Origin of the sequence: Pseudomonas iridis, assembly GCF_017980685.1 — a bacterium.
GTDB lineage: Bacteria > Pseudomonadota > Gammaproteobacteria > Pseudomonadales > Pseudomonadaceae > Aquipseudomonas > Aquipseudomonas iridis.
Map to the genome: position 1 here is coordinate 74,119 of NZ_JACXXO010000014.1, position 17,343 is coordinate 91,461.

A 17,343-nucleotide genomic window follows, 5' to 3' on the forward strand; every position below is an offset into this window, starting at 1 on the left:
ACGTTAAAGGAGGTCGAAAGGACCGTCTACTGTCAGAAATTACAGGTGTATCTCTCCCTGCCAAGCGTTTTCCCACGGATAGGCAAGACCAACCCGACGCGAAACGCAGAAATGCGGAATGTTGCGAAAACGCGGCCTTAAACACCCTCTCAGAAGATATCCAAGCCTTTTGACAATGCATGTTTTTCGCCCGCCGGCGCACCAAACGGGAACCCACTACCCGCACCTTGTGGCCTACGGTAGCGCGCCAAAGCGCAACCTGCGTAACGCCCCCTTTTTGCACTTTGTGCATGTGCTTGATTCCAAAAACATTTAAACCCATTGCAGATTCTTCCCGAGTCCTGTGGCACACTTTCTGCTGTCTATTCCGTAGTAACAAACCATCTTCCGGTATAGCGGAATAAACATCATCCTGGAGTGCTTGCCATGCATCGCCGACCTTCCTTGTTCAAAGCGTGTATTTTTGTTCTCGCGGCTTCGTCCTCTGCCATGGGCCTGGCCCAGGCCGCCGATGGCAAGCTCGACAGTGTCCTGGCCCGTGGGAAATTGATTGTGGGCACCGGCAGCACCAATGCGCCGTGGCATTTTCAGGGGGCGGACGGCAAGTTGCAGGGCTTTGATATCGACATCGCCCGGATTGTGGCCAAGGGTTTGTTCAACGACCCGAGCAAGGTCGAGTTCGTTGTGCAGTCGTCCGATGCGCGGATTCCAAACCTGCTGACCGACAAGGTCGACATGAGCTGTCAGTTCATCACTGTCACCGCCAGCCGCGCCCAGCAAGTGGCGTTCACCCTGCCGTATTACCGCGAAGGCGTCGGCCTGCTGCTGCCGAACAACAGCAAGTACAAGGAAATCGAAGACCTGCAGGCCGGCGGGGACGGTGTCACCGTTGCCGTTCTGCAAAACGTCTACGCCGAAGAGCTGGTGCATCAGGCACTGCCCAAAGCCAAGGTTGATCAGTACGACAGCGTCGATCTGATGTATCAGGCAGTCAACTCCGGTCGCGCCGATGCCGCCGCCACTGACCAGTCTTCGGTCAAATACCTGATGGTGCAGAACCCTGGCCGTTATCGCAGCCCGACTTATGCGTGGAGCCCACAGACCTACGCCTGTGCGGTCAAACGCGGCGATCAGGACTGGCTGAACTTCGTCAACACCGCGCTGCATGAAGCCATGACCGGCGTTGAGTTCCCGACTTACGCCGCTTCATTCAAGCAATGGTTCGGCGTTGACCTGCCATCACCCGCGATCGGTTTCCCCGTCGAATTCAAATGATCCCGTGAGAGCGGGGCGATTCAGATCGCCCCGCTCAAGGTACTGCTGACCATGAACTATCAGTTGAACTTTGCCGCCGTGTGGCGCGATTTCGACACCTTGCTGGCGGGGCTCGGTCTGGGCTTGCAGTTGGCACTGGTGTCGATCGCCATCGGCTGCGTGATCGGCCTGCTGATGGCGTTTGCCTTGCTGTCGAAGCATCGCGCCTTGCGGGTGCTGGCATCGGTGTACGTCACGGTGGTCCGTAACACGCCGATTCTGGTGTTGATTCTGTTGATCTACTTCGCGTTGCCAAGTCTTGGGATTCGGCTGGACAAGATTCCCTCGTTCATCATCACGCTGTCGTTGTATGCCGGCGCCTACCTGACCGAAGTGTTCCGGGGCGGTTTGCTGAGCATCCCCAAAGGGCAGCGCGAAGCCGGGTTGGCGATCGGCCTCGGCGAATGGCAGGTCAAGGCCTACGTCACCGTGCCGGTGATGCTGCGTAACGTGCTGCCGGCGCTGTCGAACAACTTTATTTCGCTGTTCAAGGACACTTCGCTGGCCGCCGCGATAGCGGTGCCGGAGCTGACTTATTACGCGCGCAAGATCAACGTCGAAAGCTACCGGGTGATCGAAACCTGGCTGGTGACCACGGCGTTGTATGTCGCGGCCTGTTACCTCATCGCCATGCTGCTGCGTTATCTCGAGCAGCGTCTGGCGATCCGCCGATAGGAGGCTGTGATGTACGAATCCCCCAGTTGGCTGAATGAATTGTGGATTGCCCGCGAAACCTTGTGGCAGGGCTTTCTGACCAGCGTGCAGGTGTCGGCGCTGGCGATATTGTTCGGCACGTTGCTCGGCGTCGTCACCGGCCTGGTGCTGACTTACGGCAGGTTCTGGATGCGTGCGCCGTTCCGGTTTTACGTCGACATCATTCGCGGTACGCCGGTGTTTGTGCTGGTGCTGGCCTGCTTCTATATGGCGCCAGCGGCCGGCTGGCAGATCAGCGCGTTTCAGGCCGGTGCGCTAGGGCTGACGCTGTTCTGCGGCTCGCACGTTGCGGAAATCGTGCGCGGTGCATTGCAAGCGTTGCCGCGCGGGCAGATGGAAGCGGGCAAGGCGATTGGCCTGACGTTTTACCAGTCGCTCGGTTACGTGCTGCTGCCACAAGCGCTGCGGCAGATCCTGCCAACGTGGGTCAACTCGTCCACCGAAATCGTCAAGGCCTCAACCTTGCTCTCGGTCATCGGCGTGGCCGAATTGCTCCTCAGCACCCAACAGATCATCGCCCGGACCTTCATGACTTTGGAGTTCTATCTGTTCGCCGGTTTTCTGTTTTTCGTCATCAACTACGGCATCGAATTACTCGGCCGGCACATTGAAAAGCGGGTGGCCTTGCCATGACTGAAGCTCAACTTTCCAACGCTGCAAACGGCCAGCCGTTGCTGGATATTCGCGGTCTGCACAAGCAATACGGGGCAGTCGAAGTGCTCAAGGGTGTCGATCTGAGCATGCAACGCGGCAACGTCGTGACGCTGATCGGTTCCAGCGGTTCGGGCAAAACCACCTTGCTGCGCTGCGTGAACATGCTCGAAGAGTTTCAGGGCGGGCAGATCCTGCTCGACGGCGAGTCCATCGGTTACGACGAGATCAATGGCAAGCGCGTGCGGCATGGCGAGAAAATCATCGCTCGTCATCGGGCGATGACGGGTATGGCATTCCAGCAATTCAACTTGTTCCCGCATTTGACTGCGTTGCAGAACGTCACCCTGGGCCTGCTCAAGGTGAAGAAAATGCACAAGGACGAAGCCGTGGTGCTGGCCGAGAAATGGCTGGAGCGGGTCGGCCTGCTGGAGCGCCGCAATCACTTTCCCGGTCAGTTGTCTGGCGGCCAGCAACAGCGCGTGGCGATTGCCCGGGCGATTGCGATGAACCCGAGCCTGATGCTGTTCGACGAAGTCACTTCAGCCCTCGACCCCGAACTGGTCGGCGAAGTGCTCAGCGTGATCAAAGGGCTGGCCGAGGACGGCATGACCATGCTGCTGGTAACACACGAGATGCGCTTCGCTTTCGAGGTCTCGGACAAAATCGTATTCATGAATCAGGGGCGAATCGAGGAGCAGGGACCTCCCAAGGAACTGTTCGAACGCCCGCAATCGCCGCGTCTGGCTGAGTTCCTCAAAAGCACGCGGTTTTAATCTTTATCAGGAGAAACACCCATGAGCATTACTCGTTACGGCACCGGCAGCACCGCCGCAGGCGGCCAGCCTCGTCCATTCGCGCGCGCCGTTGAAGCTGACGGCTGGCTGCACGTTTCCGGTCAGGTGCCAGCGGTGGATGGCGAGATCATTGTTGGCGGCATCGTCGAGCAGACCCACCAGACCATGAAGAACCTGATCGCGATTCTCGAAGAGGCCGGGTATGGCCTTGAAGATGTGGTGCGTGCCGGGGTGTGGCTGGATGATCCACGGGATTTCAGCAGTTTCAACAAGGTTTTTGGCGAGTACTTCAAACCGGAGCACGCGCCGGCGCGGGCCTGTGTGCAGGCGAGCATGATGGTTGATTGCAAGGTTGAAATTGACTGCATTGCGTACAAGAAGAAGGTTTGAGTGAAGGCTGCCCCTCACCCTGGCCCTCTCCCGGGGGAGAGGGGACTTATTTGTGTCGATGCAGGATTTGGTGTCAGGCGAAGGCATCTGCATCAATACGGTTAGGCTCCCTCTACCTCCGGGAGAGGGCGGGGGGTGAGGGCTGCGATCCGACTGACACAACAACGCGGGCCAGTTACCATCCCGGCAACTTTTATGGGAACCCAATGACATGACCGAAGACACCATCAAGCGCCGGGCACGCGGTCTGGACCGGGCGTTCGATATTCTCGATTTCCTCAAGGAGATCGGCCAGCCACTGCGTCCGAACGACATCGCCAACGGTATCGGCAGCCCGAAATCCACGGTCTACGAACTCGTCGCGTCCCTGCTGGAGCGACGGATTCTGGAGCCGGTGGGCAAGGACGGTCACGTCTATCTGGGCCGGCAGTTGTACTTTCTCGGGCAGGCGCACTTGCGTCATTTCGACCTCAGTCGAGAGGCCGATCATGCCTTGCAGGAGATCGTCAGCCAGACCCGCGAAACCGCGCAGATGTGCCTGCTCAACGGGCGCAAATACACGGTGGCGTTGATGAAGGAGGGCGAGCGGCATTTCCGTATCTCTTCCGATATCGGCGAAAACGCGCCGATCCCCTGGACCGCGTCCGGGCGTCTGTTGCTCGCGCATCTGAGTGACCAGCAAATCATCGACCTGATCGACGAAGGCGACTACATCCTGCCCGACGGCGAGCGGCTGCCGCTGGAGCGCTTTCTGGCGGAAATTCGTCAGGCCGGCATCGATGGGTTCTTCTCCTTCGACAGCGTCGCCGACACCTTCACCCACTGCTTCGCCGCACCGGTCAAAGACCCTTCCGGCGTAGCCATTTGCACCTTGTGCATCGTCGCCCCACGGGCCGATGCCAAGACCCATTACAACGACTATCGCCGGGTATTGATCGAGAGCGCCAACAGCCTCGCCCGGCGCATCAACGAATAACCGCGGCTGCCTGCGGCCGCGAATGAATGCGAGGAGTTTGACCATGACGACTGCCATCAATACTGCTGTAGAAAAGGGCGACGCTGCCATCGGCGCGCACCTGGTGCGAGACGTCAGCCTGCCGGCGCTGGTGCTGCACCGCGAAGCGCTGGAGCACAACATTCGCTGGATGCAGGCATTCGTCAGCGACAGCGGCGCCGAACTCGCGCCCCACGGCAAAACCAGCATGACCCCGGCCCTGTTCAAGCGTCAGCTCGACGCCGGTGCGTGGGGCATCACTCTTGCCAGCGCCACTCAGACCCGCGCGGCTTACGCCCACGGTGTGCGTCGTGTGCTGATGGCCAACCAATTGGTCGGCACGCCGAACATGGCGCTGATCGCCGATCTGCTGGCGGATCCGTCGTTCGACTTCTATTGCATGGTTGACCACCCGGACAACGTTGCCGATCTCGGCGCTTACTTCGCCTCGCGCGGTGTGAAGCTCAACGTGATGATCGAGTACGGCGTGATCGGTGGTCGATGCGGTTGCCGCAGCGAACAGGAAGTCATTGAGCTGGCCCAGGCAATCAGCGCGCAACCGGCGCTGGCGCTGACCGGCATCGAAGGATATGAGGGCGTGATCCACGGTGATCACGCGGTCAGCGGAATCCGCGAATTTGCCGCGTCATTGGTGCGCCTGGCCGTGCAGTTGCAGGACAGCGGTGGGTTCGCCATCCCCAAACCGATCATCACGGCGTCGGGCTCGGCTTGGTACGACCTGATTGCCGAATCGTTCGAGGCGCAGAACGCTGCTGGCCGCTTCCTCAGCGTGTTGCGACCGGGCAGTTATGTGGCGCACGACCATGGCATCTACAAAGAGGCGCAGTGCTGCGTGCTCGATCGTCGCAGTGATCTGCACGAAGGTCTGCGTCCGGCACTGGAAGTGTGGGCGCACGTGCAGTCGCTGCCGGAGCCGGGGTTTGCGGTGATTGCACTGGGCAAGCGTGACGTGGCGTACGACGCCGGGCTGCCGGTGCCGCTGCTGCGTTACCCGGCCGGTGTAGTGCCGGCGGTGGGCAAGGACGTTGGCGCGTGCAAGGTCACGGCAGTGATGGATCAGCATGCGTTCATGACGGTGGCGCCGGGAGTTGAGCTGCGCGTTGGTGACATCATTTCCTTTGGTACATCGCACCCGTGCCTGACCTTTGATAAATGGCGCGTGGGCTTGCTGGTGGATGAGCAGTTGTCGGTGATCGAAACCATGGAGACGTGTTTCTAGGGCTTCAGACCGAGGCGCCGCCATCGCTGGCAAGCCAGCTCCCACAGGGTGAAGTGTGGATGCACATTTTGTGTACGACCCAAAAACTGTGGGAGCTGGCTTGCCAGCGATGGGGCCAGATCAGACACCATCGATCAACCAGAGACACCACAAAAAAATGACCACTCTCAGCCCCCTGGGCCCCAACACCCCACGCATCGCCCTGATCGGCGAATGCATGATCGAACTCCAGCAGCGCGCCGACGGCAGCCTGCAGCAAAGCTTCGGCGGCGATACCCTCAACACCGCCGTCTACCTGTCGCGCGCCATGGGCGATAAAGCGCAAGTCGACTACGTCACCGCGCTGGGCGATGACAGCTTCAGCGACGCCATGTGTCAGAGTTGGTCGAGCGAAGGCATCGGCCTCGATTTCGTACAGCGCCTGCCCGGACGCTTGCCGGGTCTGTATTGCATCCAGACCGACGCCAACGGCGAGCGACGCTTTCTCTACTGGCGCAACGAGGCGGCCGTCCGCGATTGCTTTACCACTGCCGCAGCCGAGCCGATTCTGGCGGCGTTGCCGGATTACGACGTGCTGTATTTCAGCGGCATCACCCTGGCCGTGCTCGGTGCGCAGGGTCGCGACAGATTGATCCAGACCCTGATCGATGCACGCGAGCGTGATGCGCGGATCGTCTTCGACAACAACTACCGGCCACGTTTATGGGCGTCAGTGGCAGAGGCACGTGCGGCTTATCGCAGCGTGTTGCCGCACATCGATCTGGCCTTGCTGACCGTGGATGACGAGCAGGCGCTGTTTGGCTTCAGTGACTGCGATGCGGTGTTCGAGGCTTACGCGCAGATTGGCACGCCGGAAGTGGTGCTCAAGCGCGGCGCTGAGGCGTGCCTGATTCGGTGTGACGGTGAGGCGTTTGCAGTGCCGGCAGAGAAAGTCGAGAAAGTCGTGGACACCACGGCGGCGGGGGATTCGTTCAGTGCGGCTTATCTGGCGAGTCGTTTGCTGGGTGGAAGTCCAGAGAATGCGGCGGCGGCCGGCCACCGATTGGCAAGCCAGGTCATTCAAGTGCCGGGAGCGTTGATTCCGAGGTAAAAGGTGAATGGCCGCTTGCTGTGCAATCGTTCGCGAGCAGGCTCGCTCCCACAAGGATCAGCGGTGTGCAGGCAACAACCTTGTGGGAGCTGGCTTGCCAGCGAGGAGGCCCTAAAGCCAACCACTCAATCCCGGTAAAACACCTGCACCAGGTGATAGCCGAACTTGCTCTTGATCGGCCCATGCACCGTGCGCAGCGGCTTCTTGAAGATCACCACATCAATCACACCGACCATCTGCCCTGGCCGAACTTCACCCAGATCGCCGCCGCGCTTGCCGGACGGGCACGTCGAGTATTTCTTCGCCAATACATCAAACGCTTCACCCTTGGCGATGCGTTGTTTGAGCTGTTCGGCCTCTTCGGCGGTTTTCACCAGAATGTGGCGGGCTTGGGCTTTCATCGTGCGGTACCTGATAACGGGGTGACGGCGGGGCGCGGATTATGCCTCAACTCAAGGCGTCTCGCTGATCATCGTGCGGATCTTGCTGGCCAGCAGCTCAATCGAAAACGGCTTGGCCACCATGTCCATGCCGTCCTCAAGAAAGCCCTGACGCTCGGCAGCCTTCTGCGCATACCCGGTCATGAACAGCACCTTGAGCTTCGGATGATGCTGGCGTGCGATTTCCGCCAGTTGCCGCCCGTTCATGCCCGGCAGCCCGACGTCGGTGATCAGCAGATCGACGCGCACATTCGACTCCAGCAAAGGCAGGGCGGTCCTGGCGTCCTCGGCCTCGTAGCCGTTGTAGCCCAGCTCCCTGAGCAGATCGAGCACCAGCATGCGCACCGCCGGGTCGTCTTCGACCACCATCACGGTTTCACCGGCGGCGATGGGCGCAGGTTGCTCGACGAGTTCAGCCTCCGGGCTTTCCGGCTCGCTGCCATGCAAGCGCGGCAAGTACAGACGCACGCAAGTACCCTGGCCCGGCAGGCTGTCGAGGCTGACATGGCCGCCCGACTGCTGCGCAAAACCATAGATCATCGACAATCCCAGACCGGTGCCCTGGCCGATGGGCTTGGTGGTGAAAAACGGATCGAATGCCTTGGACAGTACCGAAGGGGTCATGCCGCTGCCGTTGTCGCTGACCGCCAGCATCAGGTAATCGCCGGCCTTGACCGGTTCCAGCGTGGTGATGTCATTGCCATCGAGATAAACGTTGGCCGTTTCGATCAGCAATTCACCGCCATCGGGCATGGCGTCGCGGGCGTTGATCACCAGGTTGAGCAGGGCGTTTTCCAGTTGGCTGACGTCGGTGCTGACAGGCCAGAGGTTTTCTGCCAGGCGTAACGTGAGCGCGATCGGATCGCCCTTGGTGCGACGGATCAGATCTTCCAGCGAATGGATCAGCGCGTTGACGTCGAGGGTTTTGCGATCCAGTGACTGGCGCCGCGAAAACGCCAGCAGGCGGTGCGTCAGCGCAGCGGCACGGTTGGCGGACGACACGGCGGCTTCGGTAAAACGCCCGATCTCGTCGGCCCGACCATTGGCGATATAGCGTTGCATCAGGTCGAGACTGCCGATAATCCCGGTGAGCATATTGTTGAAGTCATGGGCGATGCCGCCGGTGAGCTGACCGACCGCTTCCATTTTCTGTGCATGGCGCAACGCATCTTCGGCGCGCTCGCGTTCGAACATCTCGTTCTGCAAGCGCTCATTGGCCTGGGCCAATTGTTCGGTGCGGGCGCTGACGCGTTCTTCAAGTGTTTCGTTGAGATTGCGCAGCGCCTCTTCGGTTTTCTTGCGCTCGGACTCGTCGATCACAAAGATGTAGAAACCGTTCACCGCGCCATCCGCTCCGTGGCGGGGCAAGTAGTTCATCAGCGCATGCCGGGTGCTGCCGTCGCGATGGGGCGTGTACAGGCTGAACGAGCAGGGCCGTCCGGCCAGCGCCTCGCCGATGTACGGCGAACGCAGGAAATAGGCCTCTTCGCCGATCACCTCGCGAATGGTGCGGCCATACAGCTCTTGCGGCGTCAGACCGTACCAATCGAGATACGCCGCGTTATTCAGGCGAAAGCGTTCTTCGTGGTCGACATAGCTGATCAGGATCGGCATGGCGTTGATGACCAGTTGTAATTCGGTCTGACTCTGGCGCAACGCATGTTCGGTCTGTTTACGCTCGGTCAGATCCAGGGCAGCACCGAGAAAACGCACCGGCCGGCCATGGTGATCCTTGTAGCAGCGGCCGCGAGCGAATACCCAGCGCTGCTCGCCGCCGGGCAACAGCAAGCGGTACTCCTCGGCGTATTCCGTGCCGTGGGTGATGCAATGTTTGATGCTGCGGGCCAGCAGCGCACGGTCTTCGGGATGAACGCCGTTCAGATAATCGCTGATGGGCAATTGCCCGGCGCGGGCCGGATCAATGCCGTGCAACTGGGCAAAGTGCGCGTCGGCAATAAAGCGATCTTCACCGATGTCCCAGTCCCAGGTGCCCACCGCATCGGTGGCGGCGAGCGCCAGTTGCAGTCGCTCTTCGGTGTCGCGCTGAACCCTGAGGCTTTCGTCAGACCGCTGCTGCAACTCCAGAGCGATGCGCCGCCGTTCGTTGGTTTCAATCGCGGTGACGAGGATCCCGGCTACCTGTGCTTTTTCATCACGGATCGGGCTATACGTCAGATCAAGCCAGAACTCCGAATCCTTGCCATCATGTTGCAGGGTGAAGCGCTGTTCACTGTAGGTGCGTACCTGACCTTGTAGGACGGCGCTGTAAATCGGGTCGGTAAAGTCTCGAAGTTCGGGCCATATCTGGTGCGCCGGCTGTCCGAAAGCGTGCGGGTGCTTGCTCCCGGCGAGCAGGGCAAAGCCGTTGTTATAGATCTGCGTCAACTCCGGACCCCACATCAGCAACATCGGCATCGGCGAGTGAATCACGATGTCCACGGCGGTGCGCAGGCTCTGCGGCCAGGTGCCAGCAGCGCCCAGAGGGCTGCGGCTCCAATCGGTACGGGCAATCAGTGCCTGGGCGTCGTTGCTGGTTGGTACAGCGTTCATCGTTGCATCCTGAGCGTCAGTCGGTAGGGCGGCGTCTACTATCCTAATCTGGTAGACGCGCATTGGCTCGCGGCGTCACGGCGCGGGTCCTCTCTGTTCATTGCAAGCTTCGCAGGTGCTTTTAGCCATGGAAATCGATGCACTGCTCAAACAACTGGCGAGTCGTCATGGTTCGGACCTGTACCTCTCCACGGGCGCACCGCCCAGCGCACGTTTTGAAGGCGTGCTTACCCCGTTGAGTGAGCAATCATTCAAACCTGGCGAGGTGGCAACGCTAGCCACCTCCCTCATGGACGCCGAGCAGCGCAGGGAGTTCGACCGGGATCTGGAAATGAACCTGGCAATCTCGCGCCCCGGCATCGGTCGCTTCCGGGTCAACATCTTTAAACAGCGCAACGATGTATCCATTGTGATCCGCAACGTCAAACTCGATATTCCGCGTTTCGAGGATCTCAAACTGCCGCCAGTATTGCTCGAAACCGTGATGCTCAAGCAGGGGCTGGTACTGTTTGTCGGTGCTACCGGTTCGGGAAAATCAACGTCGCTGGCAGCGCTGATCGATCACCGCAACCGCAACAGCAGCGGGCACATCGTCACCATCGAAGACCCGATCGAGTATATCCATCGCCATCAGCGTTCGATCATCAACCAGCGTGAAGTCGGGGTCGACACTCGAAGTTTTCACTCCGCGCTTAAAAATACCTTGCGCCAGGCGCCGGACGTGGTGCTGATCGGTGAAATTCGCGACCGTGAAACCATGGAACACGCGTTGTCATTTGCCGAGACAGGGCATCTGGTTTTGTCGACGTTGCACGCTAATAACGCCAATCAGGCGTTGGATCGAATTATCAATATGTTCGCAGAAGAGCGCCGGTCGCAGTTGCTACAGGCGCTTGGTAACAACTTGAAAGCATGTATTTCGCAGCGTCTTGTGCGCACTGTTGATGGAAACCGCAGAGCTGCCGTAGAGGTGTTGCTGGGTACGCCGACCGTAGCCGATCTGGTCCGACGTTGTGAGTTCGGGGAGCTCAAAGCGATGATGGAAAAATCCGCGGCTATGGGTATGCAGACATTTGACTCAGCCCTGTTTGCGTTGGTATCGACCGGTGCAATCACTGAGGAAGAGGCGTTAAGGAATGCCGATTCGGTCAACAATCTGAAGTTGCGCTTGAAGTTGATTGGAGAGAGCAACATTGATCGAAATTCAACGGCGGGAGAGTGGGGTTTAATGGATTGATATGCTATTCAGTAGGGTCGATATTGATTGTTGGTAATATCGCTTAATATCTTCGAAGTGGACCAGCCTATTCTGGAAGTTGAGTATTGTCAGCCGTGACAATAAACAATTAACTTGATGGGATTTCATAATGGATTTTAAAAAAACAAACAAAATTTTTCAGTCATCAACCAAGGCTCTGGCTGAATTGAATGGCAAGCTGGCCGCGGATGCCACTGAGTATCTTCGGGTAATTGATGAGCTGGAGTTGGCGCTGGAAGAGATTAAAGAAGACCAGGTTATCAATTGGTATGCTCGCGAAATAGCGTTGCAGCCGGGATCCTCAATATATGAAATTTATAATCCCGGCAGACTTTTGCTTAACGACTTTCTGCAAAAGAATTTTGTCATTGGGATGATTAATCGTGTGGGGGCGCGTGAGCATGATGGTCTTGTTCGGGTCGGGCCTGATGGGAAATTCGAAGTCTATGGTCCGGACGGCTGGATTGACGTGCGTGCGCGCACCATCCTTGGCGTTTATGAGGAGTATACGACGCCTTTGAAGTTGATTGCGGATATATCCCGCGCAGCAGGAGGGTATGTATGGCCGGACCTGGATATGACCCTGGATCAATGGTTTCGCTTTCATGAGATTGATCCGCCGAAAAATAACGCAGAAGTCAGGAACTTGATTGCCTTGTTGAAATTTGATCCGGTCGTTGATGATTCCGTCAACTATTGGGAGCACTTTCAGGGGGGTGGGCAGGGATTGTTGAAACTCACGCAGGACGAATTTTCAGAGATCAGGCGGGCGACGGCAAAAATCACTTTAGGCAAGAAACTTCTCACAACTTTGCACAGCATCAACGGGCGGCCACGTATAACGCATGAGAACGCCGCTCGGCAAATAAAAAACCTGGTTACACACACTGGCTCGCTAGTGATCGCCAGAAGATATCTCGAAGAGCTTGAATGGTTTGGCGCAAACGCACAGGAAGAGGTATCTGAGAGCGTGCTTGCCCAACTATTGATAACGGCTATATTGCTCGACCTTGATACATCGATTGACCAGAGTATCCAACGCGGTCGTGTTGCCGGGTTTGATTTATATGCAGCGATAAACGTTGAACGACATGCCTCGTCAGTACTTCAGGACCTGTCGAGCTTTTTGCATACCAAAAAATGGGTAGACGCTGCTCTGGCGCCGCTTGCGGCCCATATGTTACTGACTCGCATTGCACCGGAGTTTCTCGTATCTGGAGTACCGTCGTCAGTTACACTTGGCTCGATTGCGTGGATCAATTTCAGTCGTGGCGTGACGCTGGTTAACGCGGTTAAAACCGGTGCCGCTCAAGTGATGACCTATACCCAGATCATGGCTTACGCCGACTTGCATCCGGTAAGTGACGCGCAGAGACATCTACGGGATCTGACCATGATCGACCCGATTGTCGATTGGGCGCTGCTTAATCAAGTAGTGACGCGTGCCGAGCTTGATAGGACGGAGGAAGCTACTACAAAACGAGCAATTGCGGCATTCGAGCAGCATGCCGAGAAGTTTAGCCAAATAGCCAAAGCCTTCTCGACAGTGCTACCTGACAGGGCAAAAATTGCCCGTGCGGCATTGAGTGTCGCGGCGCCTGGCTGCGACACTCTGGACGAAAAAGCACTTTCCGAAGAAGGAGGCCAGCAGATCATGTCCATGGTTGATTTGCATCAGTCTGGCGATCTGGTTACCGGCAAGTGGGACCGACGCACCGTCCGCTTGATCACGAACGGGGTGCCGCGACCGGCCATCAATTACAACCCTTCGGGCGTTAGCCTTTTTAAGCATTACCCACAATTACTCGCGCTCAAATCCTGTGATGAGGAGATGGATCGTCAGTTGGCGGTGTATCGCAGTGATTTGGATGAGGCCATGTTGACGACCGTAAAAATGGCGTTGGCACTGATGCCCGATACTGATCTGCACGCCTTCATGAATGCAAAGATCCACTTTCTCACCGTGCGTGGATCCGCGATCTATACGGTTACCAAGCGCATCGGCGGGCCATTAAACAAGGAATTTCAAAAAGAAACACTGCAAAGCCGAGACGCTGCAACCGGTCGTTTTGGCGTTGTGATGTTTGCGACTTACAACAATGCTGTCATCTGTTATGAGCTGTTCACCGCGCGCGGAGAGTTTCAAAAAAATGACGCATTGGGTGAGTTGATTGTTCGCCAGCAAACACTGCAGCAGCGCTCAAGGATGAATCGCCCGGCTGACCTGACATCTCAACTGCCTTTTACCTCCCTGCAGTTATTGCCGCTCAATGTGAAGTGTTACACCCATGGTGTTGCGCCAGACGCTTCGATCAGCAGTAGCATGGCCTTTATCGATAACTTTGGTGCGCTGCCCGAGCCGCAAACAACTGCGAACCCCAAGATGGGATTTTATCAGCGTATCAACGATCCTGACGTTGCACGTATCGCGGAGTTTATTGTTACTCATCGACCGTTCCTGAATGCTCGGGAACTCAGAGAGCTAGTTCGTGTACCCACGCCTTTGGAACTCTCCCGAGAAGAAAGCGAACGGCTGATTACTTATTTCATCGACCTGGTGGTGCCGTTCAAGAGATGTATCGAGGACATTACATCCGGTCAACACGACAAAGTGGTAGACGGGATTTATGGTTGTTTGATGGACGGCATCGGGCTGGTGGGAACGGTCGCGGGAGCCAGTTCCAAAGTGTTGAGTATTTCAGCGAAGACCATTTCTACAACGGCAAAAGCTGCGCGTTTTACCATGTTGGCGTTTACCTCGGCGATTTCACTACTCAACCCACTGGACGGCGTGCCGTCTGGCATACAGTTAGGTGGAAAACTGGTACACAAGGGTTTTTTGCGTTTCAACAAAAACTCGCATGCACTTATCGCAAAGGCGAACAAACAGTTGCGCTCACTCAGGCCGCGACAACACCCACATGTTTTGCTTGACAGTAATGGTAACGCACAATTTGCGCTCGGCACCTGGCGCCCCCGCGGCGTAGCGAGCGATGCCGTTGCGATTCTGGCCGTGCGCCGAGACAATAAATGGTACGCCTTGAATCGTCGCGGCAACGTCTGGGGCAAACCTCTGGACGGTTTCAGGCATAACGCTTCATTGCCATTGCCTTACCCGACAAAGACCTTGCCGGAGAGCTATTCGCGAAGCTTCATCGACCAAAGTCTGCCGCGTGCGCGAGCGAAAATTGATAACGCCCTTACAGCCATAAGCCGTCATGACTTCAAACGCGATTGCAGTCGAGTGATGAAAATTTTATTCGGGGACTCGTCATCGGTAGCCTTAGATCGTTTGATTATCTACCTGCGCTTGATCCGCTTCGATTTTGCCGGGTTTTCGCTAAGCAATATTGTGCTTGACGCCATCAAGGAGAACGAAACTATCGCCGCATTCGATGTTAACGCTTATAAACGCTGGAAAAATGAAGGCGCAACCAATGGGGCTGATCAGGCTTTTGTTGAAATATATACAAAAAACCTCAACAAACATTTCATTAGCCTGGGCTTTAATCATGACGTCGTAGCCGATGATCTGATTCACGAGTTATTCCATGCGAGCGCGCAGACGGACGATGTGGGCTACGCGACTGACGCGCAGGCAGACAAGGCCGAAGGACAGCAACTGGATGTGGCAACACTGCTCAATATTGCATCGGGCTGTCTGCCGGTGTCAGAAGGCAGCACGGTTTGTCATGCGCCATCCAAAGCCTTTGAAAATGCAGATTCGCTGGCGATGGCCACTTCACTTCTGAGCCAGCTTTGCACAGACAAAGTGACGTTCGACCGCAATATGGCGGACATCACCAGTGCTCTTGAAGCCAGTGGCGCAAACGCCATTACCGAGCCGGTTATTATCACTCTGAACAAGCCAGCGTGATTATGCAGGCCGCGATCTGACTTCACTGCCAGGCCGAATCAATCCGCCAGTTCAGGCCGATCCCGAAACTGCTCCAGCGCTTCGGGATTGGCCAATGCATCGGTGTTTTTCACCGGCTGGCCGTGCACTACGTTCCTCACGGCCAGTTCCACCACCTTGCCACTGATCGTGCGTGGAATGTCCGTGACGGCAACAATCTTCGCCGGCACATGCCGCGGTGTAGCGCTGGCGCGGATCACCTGGCGAATCTGCGCTTGCAGGCTATCGTCGAGTACCGCGCCGTCCTGCAACCGCACAAACAACACCACCCGCACATCGTCCTGCCATTGCTGCCCGATCGCTACGCTGTCGAGCACTTGCGGGACTTTTTCAACCTGCCGATAAATTTCCGCCGTACCGATGCGCACGCCGCCCGGATTGAGCACGGCGTCGGAGCGGCCGTGAATCATCATTGCGCCGTGGGGCAACTCTTCGGCGTAATCACCTTGCGCCCAGACTCCGGGGAACAGGCTGAAATAGGATTTGCGCAGCTTCTCGCCCTCCGGGTCATTCCACAGGCCGATCGGCATCGCCGGGAAGTGCCGGGTGCACACCAACTCGCCTTTTTCACCGATCACCGGCTGACCTGCGTCGTTCCACACTTCAACCGCCATGCCCAGGCTCTTGCCCATGATCTCGCCGCGCCGCACGGGGGATAGCGGATTGCCGTTAACAAAGCAGGAAACGATATCGGTGCCACCGGACATCGAGGCCAGGCAGACGTCCGGTTTGAAGTCGCGGTAGACGAAATCGTAGCTCTGCGGCGACAAGGCTGAGCCGGTGCAGAGCAGGGTATTCAGGGCGCTCAGATCATGGCTTTCGCGGGGCTTGAGGCCACTGCTTTCCAGGGTTGCGAGGAATTTCGGGCTGGTGCCGAATACGCTGACGCGCTCATCTTCCAGCAGATCCAGCAAACGCTCGGGACCTGGGTGAAAGGGCGAGCCGTCATACAGCACCACGGCGCTGCCGACCGCGAGGGCCGACACCAGCCAGTTCCACATCATCCAGCCGCACGTTGTGTAGTAGAACAAGCGGTCGCCGGGACCGAGGTCGACGTGCAATCCATGTTCCTTCACGTGTTGCAGCAGCACGCCGCCGGTGCTGTGCACGATGCATTTCGGCACGCCGGTGGTGCCGCTGGAATACAGCACGTACAGCGGGTGGGCGAACGGCACCGGGACGAAGAACGGCTCGCCGCCCGGCGTGTAGAAATCATCCCAGCGCGTGACATCGGCGTGCGTTCGATAATCTTCCACGCGAGCCTGCGAGCGCGCGTAAGGCACGATGATCAGCTGTTGCAGCGACGGCAGTTGCTCAAGGATTTCATTGAGCTTGGTCGTCTGGTCGATCTCTTTGCCGGCATAGCGATAGCCGGCGCAGGTGATCAGCACTTTCGGCTCGATCTGGCCGAAGCGGTCGATCACGCCATGGGTGCCGAAGTCCGGTGATGAGCATGACCAGATCGCGCCGAGGCTGGTGGTCGCGAGCATCGCCACCAGGGTCTGCCAGGTGTTTGGCATGCACGCCGCAACCCGGTCGCCGAGGCCAACGCCAGCCGCTTGCAGGCTGGCCTGAAACCCCGCGACCTGGCGGGCCAGCTCAGCCCAGGTCAATTGCTCGCGCTGACCATTTTCCGCCACGCTCACGACCGCCACCGCATCATCGCGTCGGCGCAACAGGTGCTCGGCAAAATTCAGCGTTGCTCCGGGAAACCACTCGGCGCTGGGCATTTTCGCGCCTTCGCGCAGCACGGCGTCGGGCTGGGTATGGAAACTGATGTCGAAGAAATCAACGATGGCCTGCCAGAACACTTCGCGCTGATCGATGCTCCACTGATGCAGGGCAGGGTAGTCGCCAAGGCTCAGCGAATGGCGCTGATTGACGGAGCGTCGGAACGCGTCCATGCGCGATTTGGCGATGCGGCTGGCGTCGGGTTGCCAGAGGATGTCGGACATTGGTTTGCCTCTTGTTTTGTTGTTCATGCACATC

Annotated in this window: 13 protein-coding genes; 10 read left to right on the top strand and 3 right to left on the bottom strand. The window is 57.9% G+C overall.

Annotation, left to right across the window (positions count from 1 at the left end; translation table 11 throughout):
• Positions 1-426 precede the first annotated feature (426 nt).
• The 8 genes from IEQ42_RS20615 (at position 427) to IEQ42_RS20650 (ending at position 7,190) form a co-directional block, all read left to right on the top strand.
• Complete coding sequence (locus IEQ42_RS20615; RefSeq protein ID WP_042559395.1) at positions 427-1,275, top strand: transporter substrate-binding domain-containing protein; 849 nt, start codon at positions 427-429, stop codon at positions 1,273-1,275.
• A 51-nt stretch (positions 1,276-1,326) separates the two neighbouring features.
• Positions 1,327-1,989 carry an amino acid ABC transporter permease gene (locus tag IEQ42_RS20620; protein WP_024012746.1) on the top strand — a complete coding sequence of 221 codons (663 nt, stop codon included), beginning with the start codon at positions 1,327-1,329 and terminating at the stop codon, positions 1,987-1,989.
• 9 nt (positions 1,990-1,998) lie between these two features.
• A complete protein-coding gene (locus tag IEQ42_RS20625; RefSeq protein WP_042559394.1) occupies positions 1,999-2,661 on the top strand; it encodes an amino acid ABC transporter permease in 663 nt (220 codons plus the stop codon).
• Positions 2,658-3,455, top strand: coding sequence for an amino acid ABC transporter ATP-binding protein (locus IEQ42_RS20630; RefSeq protein ID WP_210704954.1), 798 nt, complete (start codon positions 2,658-2,660; stop codon positions 3,453-3,455). Before IEQ42_RS20625 ends, IEQ42_RS20630 begins: the two co-directional genes overlap by 4 nt.
• Before the next feature lie 21 nt (positions 3,456-3,476).
• Complete coding sequence (locus IEQ42_RS20635) at positions 3,477-3,866, top strand: RidA family protein (RefSeq protein WP_016984340.1); 390 nt, start codon at positions 3,477-3,479, stop codon at positions 3,864-3,866.
• Positions 3,867-4,077: 211 nt separating this feature from the next.
• Entirely contained in the window at positions 4,078-4,842 is a 765-nt protein-coding gene (locus tag IEQ42_RS20640; protein WP_047301511.1) for an IclR family transcriptional regulator, read from the top strand.
• A gap of 43 nt (positions 4,843-4,885) precedes the next feature.
• Positions 4,886-6,100, top strand: coding sequence for an amino acid deaminase (locus IEQ42_RS20645; RefSeq protein ID WP_210704955.1), 1,215 nt, complete (start codon positions 4,886-4,888; stop codon positions 6,098-6,100).
• Between the two features lie 157 nt (positions 6,101-6,257).
• Complete coding sequence (locus IEQ42_RS20650) at positions 6,258-7,190, top strand: sugar kinase (protein WP_210704956.1); 933 nt, start codon at positions 6,258-6,260, stop codon at positions 7,188-7,190.
• A 125-nt stretch (positions 7,191-7,315) separates the two neighbouring features.
• On the opposite strand, the gene IEQ42_RS20655 is transcribed toward IEQ42_RS20650, so the two are convergent.
• Positions 7,316-7,591: a peptidylprolyl isomerase gene (locus IEQ42_RS20655; protein ID WP_210704957.1), complete on the bottom strand. Its 276-nt coding sequence runs from the start codon at positions 7,589-7,591 to the stop codon at positions 7,316-7,318.
• 51 nt (positions 7,592-7,642) lie between these two features.
• A complete protein-coding gene (locus IEQ42_RS20660; RefSeq protein WP_210704958.1) occupies positions 7,643-10,180 on the bottom strand; it encodes a PAS domain-containing hybrid sensor histidine kinase/response regulator in 2,538 nt (845 codons plus the stop codon).
• Positions 10,181-10,307: 127 nt separating this feature from the next.
• Between IEQ42_RS20660 and IEQ42_RS20665 the strand changes: the two genes are divergently transcribed.
• A complete protein-coding gene (locus tag IEQ42_RS20665; protein WP_210704959.1) occupies positions 10,308-11,417 on the top strand; it encodes a PilT/PilU family type 4a pilus ATPase in 1,110 nt (369 codons plus the stop codon).
• Positions 11,418-11,547: 130 nt separating this feature from the next.
• Positions 11,548-15,315, top strand: coding sequence for a hypothetical protein (locus tag IEQ42_RS20670; protein ID WP_210704960.1), 3,768 nt, complete (start codon positions 11,548-11,550; stop codon positions 15,313-15,315).
• A 38-nt stretch (positions 15,316-15,353) separates the two neighbouring features.
• Here IEQ42_RS20670 and IEQ42_RS20675 read toward each other — a convergent pair whose 3' ends face one another.
• Positions 15,354-17,309, bottom strand: coding sequence for an acetoacetate--CoA ligase (locus IEQ42_RS20675; RefSeq protein WP_210705028.1), 1,956 nt, complete (start codon positions 17,307-17,309; stop codon positions 15,354-15,356).
• Positions 17,310-17,343 lie beyond the last annotated feature (34 nt).